The organism is Gordonia zhenghanii, from assembly GCF_021738965.1.
GTDB classification, from domain to species: domain Bacteria; phylum Actinomycetota; class Actinomycetes; order Mycobacteriales; family Mycobacteriaceae; genus Gordonia; species Gordonia zhenghanii.
This window is the reverse complement of the sequence record NZ_JAKKOQ010000013.1, coordinates 166,127-176,649: the sequence shown is the minus strand read 5'-3', so window position 1 is coordinate 176,649 and position 10,523 is coordinate 166,127. Positions and strand designations below refer to the sequence as shown.

Sequence of the window (10,523 nt, the reverse complement as noted above, 5' to 3'; positions counted from 1 at the left end):
CGCATATGTGATCTCAGGTACATCAGATAAAGTAGAATACGTTCCAGTTTTGCATATCCTCACACTCGACCTGGAGGCCAACGCCCGTGACAACAGCTAACGAATCGGTGTCTGTCTACCGCGAGATCGAAGCCGATCTGACCGGCCCTGCCGGCCAGTTCGCGGTGGTCGACGCCGAGGTCGGCGGCGAGCCGATGCGTGTCTACCGGGACACGCCGGGGAGCCTCGACGAAGTCTTCACCGCGCTGGTCGACGAGTTCGGCGATGCGACGCTCTTCATCGAGGACGGCGTCTCGTACTCCTATCGCCAGGTGTCCGACGCAGCGGGCGTGCTGGCCGGATCATTGGTCCGCGACCACGGTGTCGCTGACGGCGCCCGAGTCGGTATCGCGATGAAGAACCGGATGGCGTTCATCGTCTCGCTCATCGCGATCGGACGCTGTGGGGGCGTCGCGGTGCTGTTCAACTCCCGTGAGAGCGAAGCCGAACTCGCGGGCGCCGTCGACGACGCGAAATGCGTCCTGATCATCGCCGACAGTGATCGAGCCGCCAGGATCCGGGCGCGGGACGGTCGAACCGAGCTCGTCGTCGTCTCCGATGGGGACCTGCCTTCCGGGCCTGCACGTCGCTACGACGAACTGCTGTCCGGAGCGGACTCGATCGCCGCCCGCGCAGTTCCCGATCCGGACTCGGCGTCGTGGATCCTGTTCACCTCCGGTACGTCGGGGCGGTCCAAAGGCGTGGTGCTGACGCACCGGAACCTCTGCACCCTGATCGTCAATCTGCGCGTGATCAAAGAGACGAACATCGTCACCAACGCCCGCAAGTACGGGATGGAGCCGGACGCACTGCGTTCAATGATGCCGAATCTCTCGGCGCTCCTGATCTTCCCGCTCTTCCACACCTCGGGGCTGGTGTCCCTGCTGACGACGATGGTCTCCGGCGGGTTCGTGGTGATCATGCCGCGCTGGGACGTCGACTCGGCGATCGAACTCATCGCCGAGCACAAGTTGGCGATGCTCGCAGGACCGCCGATGGTGATCGTCGACCTGCTGAGGGTCGAGCCGCCCGCCGAGAAGATCGGGAGTCTGATCAACGTCGCGGCCGCCGGACAGTCGACGCCGCCGGATCTGGTGGCGCGGATCGGTCGTGTACTGCCGAATTCGGGGCGCGGCGTCGGATGGGGCATGACCGAGACCGCGTCCAGCGTCTGCACCGCGAACGGGGATCTTCTTGCGATGTATCCGAAGACGTCGGGAGCGATGAGTCCAGTGATGGACGTGCGCGTCGTCGACGCTGCAGGCGAAGTCCTCGACGAGCCCGGCGCGACCGGCGAGCTGCAGGTTCGTGGACCCCAGGTGATGGCCGGCTACCTGAACCGCCCCGACGAGACGGCGGCAGTGTTCGACGGCTCCTGGTACCGCTCGGGCGACCTCGGATACGTCGACGACGGCGGATTGGTCTACGTCGTGGACCGCAAGAAGGACATCGTGATCACCGCGGGGGAGAACGTGTACTGCGCGGAGGTGGAGTTCGTACTGCTCTCGTCCGAACGCTTCACCGAGGTCGCCGTGTTCGGTGCGCCCGACGAGCGGATGGGGGAGCGAGTCGTCGCGGCGGTCACGCTCGCCGATGGCGTGAGCGCGACGGCAGAAGATGTCCGCGATCTCGTCCGCGAGTCTCTCGCCGAGTACAAGGTGCCTGCCGAGATCGTTTTCGACATGGGCCCGTTCCCCCGGAACGCGACCGGCAAGATCCTCAAACGGAAGATCCGCGAGAACTACCTCGGCTAGCTGCGAGCGTTCCCCGCGCCCGCCGGGTGCTCGTTCCACACGGCTGCGAGCGTCTCGGCGGGCGGGCGGAACGAGATCTCGAGGTCGCGTTCGACGGCAGTGTTGTCGGGGAGCGGGGCGTGCACGAGATAACCGACCGCGGCCTCGCTCAGCTGGGCGAGGAACTCCGGCACAATCGCGGGGGCTCGGTCGGCGACCCGACCGGCCACCGAGAGCACGCGGTTGGGGATCGGCCAGTGGCGCACGCGACGCCCGGTGACCTCGCTCAGGCATCGCGCCAACTCACGGTCGCCGAGACGGTGCCCGCCCGCCACGTACCGCCTCGGACCGTGACCGGGTTCGAGTGCCCTGGCGTGGGTCTCGGCGAGGTCGCGTACGTCCACGATCGTGAGCGCAGCGGTCCGCCCTACGACGCCCGCTCGAGTCAGGCTGATCACCGCATCACCCGCCTCGCCGAATCGGCCGTTCGCAGACGGTCCCATCACCGCGGTCGGATAGACGCTGGTCACCGGGTGGCCGTCTTCCTGGAGGCTCCGCGCGTACTGTTCGGCCGCCGCCTTCGACTGCCCGTACGCGTCCGGTCCGCCCCGCACGGGAAGGTCCGGACCGACAGTCGGTTCCGCCGCGTCCCAGAGTGCGCCCGAACTCGACACGTAGACGATCGGGTCGAGCCCGAGTTCTGCAGCCTGGCCGAGCACATTCCGTACTGCGGCGACGTTACGGCGGACGAGGTCGTCGGCGTTGCCCGCGTGGAGCTGCACCTCGGCAGCGGCGTGGATGACGGCGTCGCAACCCTCGAGTGCGCGTCGAACGGCATCGCGATCGCCGATGTCGCCGACCACGACGTCAGGGTCGAAGCCGAGGAAGGGCGCTGCGGCCGCGGCCCTCTCGGCGTTGCGCGCGAGCAGGCGCACCTCGTGACCGTGCTCGTGCACGGTCTTGGCGATCCATCCGCCGACGAACCCCGTCGCCCCCGTCACCAGGACACGCATCTGCCTTCTCCCTCAGCTCTGTTGCTCAGTCCTGCTTGCGCTGAGCTCTCTCGTGCTTGTCGATGACCCCGCCGAACATCATGTTGAGGGCCGATCCCTGCGGCCACCCGATGTAGTAGCAGAGGAACAGCGCGATCTCCTTCAAGTCGTCGCCGTCCAGTTCGCCGTTGCCGAGAGCGGCTCCGGCCTGGATCTCGGCGACGTCGATCTGGCCCGACGCCGCGAGCGCGCCGAGCAGTAGGAGTCGGCGGTCGCGGATGCTCAGCTTCTCACGCGTCCACACTTCACCGAACAGATGGTCGGCGGTGTGAGCGAAGAAGTCGCCGGGCCCGTCCTTCATCTCCCAGCCGTACACCGTGGACATCATGTCCAGGCCCTTCTGCCGCTGCGGGGAGGTCTGCTGGGCCGAATCCGGGTGGGTGGAATTCTCCGGTGTTCTCATTCGTCATCCTTTTCTACGGTGGTGCCGCTGAGGCCGAGACCGTCGGCGAACCGGTCGAGCGACAAGGCGGCGAGCGGCAGGTCGACGCCCACGTCGGCCCCGAGATCGAGAGCGAGCCCGAGGTCCTTCTCGCCGAGTCCGCGGACGTGGTCGAACACGTCGTACCAGAAGTCGTCGCGGGGGATCGGCGCTGCCGTGTCGCGCAACATGATCGCGCCTGCGCCGCCGGTGATCGCATCCGTGTGGCGGACCACCTTGCCGAGTTTCACCAGGTCGATGCCTGCGGCTTCGGCGAGACGCGCGGCCTCCGTGGTCGCGGTGAACGAGATGAAGTGCAGCAGGTTTCGAGCCAGCTTCATCTTGGTGCCCGAACCAACGGGTCCGGCGTGGATCAGCATGTCGGACACCAGGGAATACGGCGCCTTGATCCGGAGGTACGCCTCGCGGTCGCCGCCGACCATGATCGCCAGTCGGCCCTCCTTCGCGCCCTGGGCACCGCCGGAGACGGGAGCGTCGAGGAGTGCGACCCCTTTCGCCGCGCAGACGGCCGCGAGGTCGATCGCGGTCTGCGGGCCGATCGTCGAATGGACCACCACGACGGTGCCTTCGCGTGCGGTCTCCAGGATCCCGTCGGGTCCGGCGACGACGGCTTCGACCTGTTCGTCGTTGAGAACGGTGATTCCGATTATGGTTGCGGCGCTGGCTATCTCGGCGGGTGACTCGGCCCTTGTCGCACCGTCGACGGTCGCGTCGGGGCGAACGTCGCCGACGATCAGGCCGCCCGGCCAGGCGGCGAGACGCTCGGCGATGGGCGCCCCCATGTTGCCGAGGCCGATGAAGCCGATCGGCTCTTGCGTGGTGTCGTTCGTCGCGTCGGTCACCGGATGATCTGCCCGCCGTCGACGTTGAAGATCTGTCCGGTGATCCACGCGGCCTCGTCGGAGAGCAGGAACAGCAGCATCCCGGCCATGTCGTCCGGAGTGCCCATCCGCGAGAGCGGCAGCTTGCCGACCATCTCGGCGACCATGTTGCCCGGTGTCGTGGTCTTGGTCGCCTCGGTGTCGGTGGGTCCCGGAGCGATCGCGTTGATACGGATGCCAGACCCGCCCAGCTCGGTGGCGAGTTGCTGGGTGAGGCTGTTGACGCCTGCCTTCGCGACACCGTAGAAGCCGCTGTACAACCAGGCCGCCGTGGACGACTGATTGATGATCGCACTGCCCGGCTTCATCTTTCCGTAGACGGCGCGCGTCACATTGAGTGCGCCGTCGAAGTTCACGCTCATGAACTTCTTGTAGTAGTCCCACGGGACGGTGATGAGGAAGTCGAGCTTCATGCCGCCGTAGATCGCGGCGTTGTTGACGAGGTAGTCGATCTGGCCGTACGCCTCGATCGTCTTGTCGGCGAGTGCCTGCGCCGAGTCGGGGTCGGCGACGTCGGTGTGCACGTACAGTCCGCCGATGTCGGCGGCGACGGCCTGGCCCGCGTCGTCGTTGAGGTCGGCGACGACGACGTTCGCGCCTTCTGTAGCGAGACGTCGTGCGTACACCTCGCCGATGCCGCCTGCGGCACCGGTGACGATTGCGGTCTTTCCGTCAAAGCGATTGGTAGTCATGAGGTTCTGGTTCTCCTAGATGAGTCCGTTGAGGGCAAGTCGATTGAGATAGAGCAGGAGTCAGGCCGGGGTGGCGACGGCTTTGGTCTCGAGGTACTCCTCGAATCCGGCGACGCCCATCTCGCGGCCGATGCCCGAGTGCTTGTAGCCGCCGAACGGGACGTCCGCCGAATACCAGATGCCGCCGTTGACGCCCATGGTTCCGGTGCGGACGCCGTCGACGACCTTCTGGATGCGGTCGGGATCGGTGCCCCAGACTGCGCCGGACAAGCCGTAGGGCGAGTCGTTCGCGATGGCAATGGCATCGTCGTCGCCGTCGTGCGGAAGGATCACCAGGACGGGGCCGAAGATCTCCTCCTGTGCGACGCGTGCGGAGTTGTCGACGCCGGAGATGAGGGTCGGCTCGACGAAGAAGCCCTTCTCCTTGTCGGCGGGGCGGCCGCCGCCGGTCTCGATGACGCCGCCCTCGGACTTAGCGAGTTCGATGTAACCCAGGACGCGGTCGCGTTGGACGGCGGAGATCACCGGACCGCAGATCGTTCCACCCTGTGTGGGGTCGCCGGGCTGTAGGCCGGCCATCGCGTCGCGCACCAGGCCGACCGCCTCGTCGTGCTTGTCGCGGGGCACGAGCAGTCGGGTGGTGATCGCGCAGCCCTGGCCCGCGTGCGTGACGACCCCGAATGCGGCCATCGAGCAGGCTGCAGAGAGGTCGGCGTCGTCGAGGACGATGAACGCCGACTTGCCGCCGAGCTCGAGGAACACCCGCTTGAGGGTCTCGGACGCGGCGGCCATCACCTTGCGGCCGGTCGCGGTGGATCCGGTGAACGAGACGATGTCCACTCGCGGGTCCGTCGAGAGCAGTGCGCCGACCGCATGGTCGCTGGACGTCACGATGTTGATCACGCCGGCCGGGATGTCGGTCTCCTCGGCGATCACCTTCCCGACGAGCGCAGCGCACCACGGTGTGTCGGGTGCGGGTTTGAGGACCACGGTGCAGCCAGCCGCGAGGGCGGGCCCGATCTTGGCGAAGTTGATCTGGTGGGGAAAGTTCCACGGCGTGATCGCGCCGACGACGCCCGCCGCCTCCCGGACGATGTGTCGGTCGTTGGGGATGCCCATCGGCTTCGCGCGGCCGAGGTCGCTCTTCCACTCGTAGCTCTCGGCGAGGTCGGCGAAGTAGCCGAGGTCGGCGATCGGGCCTTCGAGTTGAGGGCCCGAGGTGAGGAACTTCGGTGCGCCGACTTCGGCGATCGTGATCTCGCGCAGCTCCTCGATGTGGCCTTGGAGTGCGTCCCGCAGTTGCCGTAGGCAGGTAGCGCGGAAGGCGGGATCACGCGACCACGTCGTCGTGTCGAAGGCGGTGCGAGCGGCCGCGATCGCCGCGTTCATGTCGGCTTCGGTGGCGTCTGCGGCCTGCCCGATCACCTCTTCGGTGGCCGGGTCGACGACGTCGAAACTGCCTGCTGATCCGGGAACTAGTTTTCCGTCGATCAACAGTTCAGAGCTGGTTTCTGGCTTGAGCGGCACGCCTGACTCTCTTTCTGGACAACTGTCTGGACTTGCGTATGAACCTAATGTAGCGTCGGTGCCGATGTCCAGTACTCACAGGAAGTTGGTCCCCGACATGGCATTCGACCGCGCAGAACTCGACGAGATGAAAGAACGCTGGCTGCAGGCCAACATCGACGTGGAGAAGGCCGGCGACTGGCGCCCACTCGCCGACTTCTACACAGAGGACGCGACCTACGGCTGGAACTACGGTCCCGAGTACGACTTCATGGCTGTCGGACGCGACGAGATCCGCGACATCGCGATCGGGCTGGAGATGGACGGGCTCGACGGCTGGACGTACCCGTACCAGACCTGGGTGATCGACGAGCAGACCGGCGACATGATCGGGCTGTGGAAGCAGGTCAACGAGGCCACCCGTCCCGACGGCTCGCACTACGCGCTCAACGGAGTGCAGGGGAGCTGGTTCAAGTATGCAGGCGACTTCAAGTGGGGATGGCAGCGCGACTTCTTCGATTACGGCAACGTCACCGCGCTGTTCACCGAGATGCTGACCGACGGTGTCATCACGCCGGGGCTCAAGGGGCGGATCGACCGAGTCTTGAACGCCGAGGGCCTCCTTCCCGGCTGGTATCCGTTGGGGCAGACGCCCGTCCCGATGTGGTGAGTTCCTCCATAGGTCCGACAGCTGCGAGTCGGAGCGGCAGGCGCGCCGCCGTGGTGGCGGGCTCGAGCCGGGGGATCGGGTTCGCCGTTGCGAAAGCGTTGGTGGCCGAGGGGGTCTCGGTCGTCGTCAATGGGCGAGACGCTGACGTCGCGCGCGCTGCTGCCGACGAACTCATCGCTGCGGGAGGTAGCGCCGTCGCGGTGCCGGGGGACGTCGCAGACGACGCGGTCGCTCAGGAGATGATCGATGCCGCCGTGCTCGCCTACGGCACGGTGGACATCGTGATCAACTGTGCGGGCGCAGCGGAGCCAGCGGGCTCGTCCATTCTGACGATGACCACTCGCGAGTTCTTCGCTCAGCTCGACGCCCACCTCGTCAGTTCGTTCGAACTGGTCAGGGCGGCGGCGCCGCTACTGGTCGAGCAGGGGGCGGGCTCCGTAGTGCTCACCGGCTCGGCGGCGTCCGCCGGGATATTCGGCGGCACCGGCTACCCGGCGGGGAAAGGCGGCGTGAACTCGCTCGCGTTGGCGCTGGCAGCAGACCTGCGCCCGCACGGAATCCGGGTGAACGTCGTCTGCCCCGGCGGTCGGACGCGGCTGTCCACGGGCGAGGAGTATCGGGCGCACATCAACGATCTGCACGAGCGCGGGCTGCTCGACGCGGGCACCCGCGACCTCGCGCTCGATCCGGCGCCGCCCGAATACGTCGCACCGTTGTACGCGTATCTGGCAGGCGATCTCGCTGCGGCCGTCACCGGTGAGATCTTCAGTGCCTCAGGCGGATTCATCGGCAGGTATCCGCCGTTCCAACCCGAGTTCGTCGCCTATCGCGGGCACGACGACCAGCCGCCGTACACGGTGGCGGAGTTGGCCGACATCCTCACTGGCTGACTTCCGGGCGGTGGCAGGATCTGACCTCGTCGACGTGACCGGCCATCGGGTGAAAGCGCACGCTGACGACCGTCGCGACGTACGGTGGATTCGAGTCGGGACATGACTTCGAAAGAAGGTCTCTGCGATGAATGTCAGTCGACGAGCCGCGGCAGGAATCATCGCCGCCGGAGCAGCGATAGGCGCTGGCTTCGTTGCCGCACCAGGTTCCGCGCAAGCCGCGCCGGTGACACCCTTCCAGATCAACCCCGCGCTCTACGGCAACCCGAACGGCAGCTTCGACGTTCCGGCGTTCCACTGCGGCGTCGAGTGGTCCGGGCCAGGCGAGGTCACGGTGACCGGAACCGAACGTGACAACTGGGGGTGCCTCCTGAGCACTGGCGTCCGGTGGATCAACCTGTCGACCGGCCGCACCGGGGCGGGGAAGACGTCGCCTGGCCTGCACGGTCACCCGCCTGAGGCGGTGCTGCACACCGGCCGTGGTCGGGTGGCTCTCATTCTCGACGCCCGCGCCCCGATGACCCCGGGGCTTGCGACGTTCGACGTGCGGTAGGGCAGTGAAGGCCCGTCGCTAGGTGTCTCTCCGGCTCGCGAGTAACGCGATACACGCCTGCGTCGCGGGTTCGATGATGTCGGACAACGGAGTTCGGGTCTCGACGGAGTTCGCTGTCAACTCGCGGATCCCACCCCAGATCATGATGCCGGTGGGGCGAGAGACGGGGGTGATGCCGTCCGCGGCCACTTGCGGTGTCGAGGTGATCGCGACGAACAGTTCGATCCACTCGTCCATCCCCTCGACTTTCAGTCCCTGACCGGCTTCGCCGAGAGCGGGCAGTTCGCGAATCCAACTCAGCGTCAGCTCGGGGTGGGTCTCGTTGGTCTCGACGTACGTGGTCACGGCCTGTCGTACTTGGACGGTCCACGGTGCACCGGGATCGATCGCTGCGGCGACCGCGTCGATGATCTGCTGGTTCGCTTCCCGTAGTACAGCGACGAAACACGTGGTCTTGTCGGGGAAGTGCTCGTAGAACGATCGGCGCGACGTCCGGGCGACTCGCACGACATCGGCGACCGTTGTCGCGCGGTACCCCAGGTCGGCGACGCAATCGCGCATCGCGGCGGTCAGCCGCGACCGGACCTGCGAATCGCCCGCTGTGTCGGGTGCGGTGGTGTCCGGTTTCGTCACACCTTCAGGATAGGCCCTTGTCGGTAGGCTCTTGTCGAGGGTGGTACGACAGCGTACCGTCGGATGGGTACGTATCCGTACCATCCGATCGGAGAGCACCCGATGACCACGGAAGCGCCTGGGAAGTCGTCGACCGCGCAGATGCCGCCGAAAGTTCCGCTGCCGACGTGGGTACAGGGCATCGGCTTTCTCGCGGCTCGACGAGGAGTGCTCCGAGCGTGTCGGGCACGGTACGGCTCCGCATTCGAACTCGAGGTCCCGGTTTTCGGGAAGCTCGTGGTGATCGCCGATCCCGCGATGGCGAAGCAACTGTTCACTTCGGGCGCCAAGACCATCAACGTCCAACCCAACCTCGGGCGCGTACTCGGGTCCGGCTCGATCTTCGCGATCGAGGGGACCGACCATCGCCGCCGTCGGAAACTGCTGACGCCGCCGTTGCACGGCAAGCGGATTCGCACGTACGAGCAGATAGTCGAAGACGAGACTCGGCGAGAGATCGCGTCGTGGCCGACAGGGAAACGGTTCGCGTCGCTCAAGCCGATGATGCGGATTACCCTCAACGTGATCCTCCGTGCGGTGTTCGGGGCCGACGGCGACGACTTCGACGATCTGCGTGCGCAACTGCCCGGTCTCGTCGAAGCCGGATCGCGCTCGGCGACGATGCCGGAACTTCCCCGGGTACTCAGCGGCGTTGATCCGAACGCGCGTATGCGCCGACGCCGCGAGAAGTATCAGGAGACGATCCTTCGCGTGATCGGCCAGGCGCGGCGAGATCCGAACCTGGCCGACCGTGACGACATCCTCGCGTTGATGCTGCAGAGCAGCTACGACGACGGAAGCGTGATGACGGACGAGGAGGTAGCCGACGAACTCCTCACCCTGCTCGCGGCGGGGCACGAGACCACGGCGACCACTCTCGCGTGGCTGTTCGAGCGGATCCAACGTCACCCGGCGATCCTCGAGGAACTCTCCGCCGAAGCGCAGGGCGACGGCGACGAGTACCGTCACGCGGTGATCCTCGAGACACAGCGGTCGCGGCCCGTGATCGACTTCGCCGGACGGCACGTAGTCGCCGACGATCTGGAGGTCGGTCCGTGGCGCATCCCGCGGGGACACAACGCGATGGTGTCGATATCGCTGCTGCACGACGACAGCGAGCAGTTCGATGACCCCGAACGCTTCGATCCGAGCCGGTTCGTCGGGAACACACCACCCGCCGCCTGGCTCCCGTTCGGCGGCGGCACCCGCCGGTGCATCGGCGCAGCGTTCGCGACCATGGAGATGGACGTTGTGGTCCGGACCGTTCTCCGAGAGTTCCGAATCGAGCAGACGACCGCTAAGGGAGAGGGCCTGCACTCGCGCGGCGTCGCGTTCGCACCGCGCTTCGGCGGCAGGATCGCCGTTCAGCGCCGCTGACGCTGGTCGAGCCCAT

At 66.7% G+C, this 10,523-nt stretch carries 11 protein-coding genes; 5 read left to right on the top strand and 6 right to left on the bottom strand.

Features of this window, described 5'->3' with window-relative positions; genetic code table 11:
- Positions 1-86 precede the first annotated feature (86 nt).
- The gene (locus L5G32_RS14700; protein ID WP_237011810.1) at positions 87-1,793 is read left to right on the top strand and encodes a class I adenylate-forming enzyme family protein; all 1,707 of its coding nucleotides are present in this window, start codon (positions 87-89) and stop codon (positions 1,791-1,793) included.
- Here the strand turns inward: L5G32_RS14700 and L5G32_RS14695 are convergent.
- From L5G32_RS14695 to L5G32_RS14675, 5 genes are read right to left on the bottom strand one after another with little or no spacing between them, the layout of a single operon-like run.
- Positions 1,790-2,785, bottom strand: a complete 996-nt coding sequence (locus L5G32_RS14695) for an NAD-dependent epimerase/dehydratase family protein (RefSeq protein WP_237011809.1) — start codon at positions 2,783-2,785, stop codon at positions 1,790-1,792. The two genes, L5G32_RS14700 and L5G32_RS14695, sit on opposite strands and share 4 nt — an antisense overlap.
- Before the next feature lie 25 nt (positions 2,786-2,810).
- Positions 2,811-3,227: a carboxymuconolactone decarboxylase family protein gene (locus L5G32_RS14690; protein ID WP_237011808.1), complete on the bottom strand. Its 417-nt coding sequence runs from the start codon at positions 3,225-3,227 to the stop codon at positions 2,811-2,813.
- Entirely contained in the window at positions 3,224-4,108 is an 885-nt protein-coding gene (locus L5G32_RS14685; RefSeq protein ID WP_308192047.1) for an NAD(P)-dependent oxidoreductase, read from the bottom strand. The genes L5G32_RS14690 and L5G32_RS14685 overlap by 4 nt, the downstream gene beginning before the upstream one ends.
- A complete protein-coding gene (locus tag L5G32_RS14680; RefSeq protein ID WP_237011807.1) occupies positions 4,105-4,839 on the bottom strand; it encodes an SDR family oxidoreductase in 735 nt (244 codons plus the stop codon). The genes L5G32_RS14685 and L5G32_RS14680 overlap by 4 nt, the downstream gene beginning before the upstream one ends.
- Positions 4,840-4,899: 60 nt before the next feature.
- Positions 4,900-6,366: an aldehyde dehydrogenase gene (locus tag L5G32_RS14675; protein ID WP_237011806.1), complete on the bottom strand. Its 1,467-nt coding sequence runs from the start codon at positions 6,364-6,366 to the stop codon at positions 4,900-4,902.
- Positions 6,367-6,463: 97 nt separating this feature from the next.
- Between L5G32_RS14675 and L5G32_RS14670 the strand changes: the two genes are divergently transcribed.
- The 3 genes from L5G32_RS14670 (at position 6,464) to L5G32_RS14660 (ending at position 8,458) form a co-directional block, all read left to right on the top strand.
- On the top strand, positions 6,464-7,015 hold the full coding sequence (locus L5G32_RS14670) for a nuclear transport factor 2 family protein (RefSeq protein WP_237011853.1): 552 nt from the start codon (positions 6,464-6,466) through the stop codon (positions 7,013-7,015).
- 50 nt (positions 7,016-7,065) lie between these two features.
- Positions 7,066-7,905, top strand: coding sequence for an SDR family NAD(P)-dependent oxidoreductase (locus L5G32_RS14665; protein ID WP_237011805.1), 840 nt, complete (start codon positions 7,066-7,068; stop codon positions 7,903-7,905).
- Between the two features lie 127 nt (positions 7,906-8,032).
- Complete coding sequence (locus L5G32_RS14660) at positions 8,033-8,458, top strand: hypothetical protein (RefSeq protein ID WP_237011804.1); 426 nt, start codon at positions 8,033-8,035, stop codon at positions 8,456-8,458.
- Positions 8,459-8,476: 18 nt separating this feature from the next.
- Here the strand turns inward: L5G32_RS14660 and L5G32_RS14655 are convergent, their stop codons facing one another.
- Positions 8,477-9,091, bottom strand: coding sequence for a TetR/AcrR family transcriptional regulator (locus tag L5G32_RS14655; protein WP_237011803.1), 615 nt, complete (start codon positions 9,089-9,091; stop codon positions 8,477-8,479).
- Between the two features lie 102 nt (positions 9,092-9,193).
- Here L5G32_RS14655 and L5G32_RS14650 point away from each other — a divergent pair, with 102 nt between their 5' ends.
- On the top strand, positions 9,194-10,507 hold the full coding sequence (locus L5G32_RS14650; RefSeq protein ID WP_237011802.1) for a cytochrome P450: 1,314 nt from the start codon (positions 9,194-9,196) through the stop codon (positions 10,505-10,507).
- Positions 10,508-10,523 lie beyond the last annotated feature (16 nt).

Excerpts from the sequence above, each read along its gene's own strand:
- L5G32_RS14695 (WP_237011809.1), bottom strand. The coding sequence starts at position 2,785 with ATGCGTGTCCTGGTGACGGGGGCGACGGGGTTCGTCGGCGGATGGATC.
- L5G32_RS14690 (WP_237011808.1), bottom strand. The coding sequence starts at position 3,227 with ATGAGAACACCGGAGAATTCCACCCACCCGGATTCGGCCCAGCAGACC.
- L5G32_RS14680 (WP_237011807.1), bottom strand. The coding sequence starts at position 4,839 with ATGACTACCAATCGCTTTGACGGAAAGACCGCAATCGTCACCGGTGCC.
- L5G32_RS14670 (WP_237011853.1), top strand. The coding sequence starts at position 6,464 with ATGGCATTCGACCGCGCAGAACTCGACGAGATGAAAGAACGCTGGCTG.
- L5G32_RS14660 (WP_237011804.1), top strand. The coding sequence starts at position 8,033 with ATGAATGTCAGTCGACGAGCCGCGGCAGGAATCATCGCCGCCGGAGCA.
- L5G32_RS14650 (WP_237011802.1), top strand. The coding sequence starts at position 9,194 with ATGACCACGGAAGCGCCTGGGAAGTCGTCGACCGCGCAGATGCCGCCG.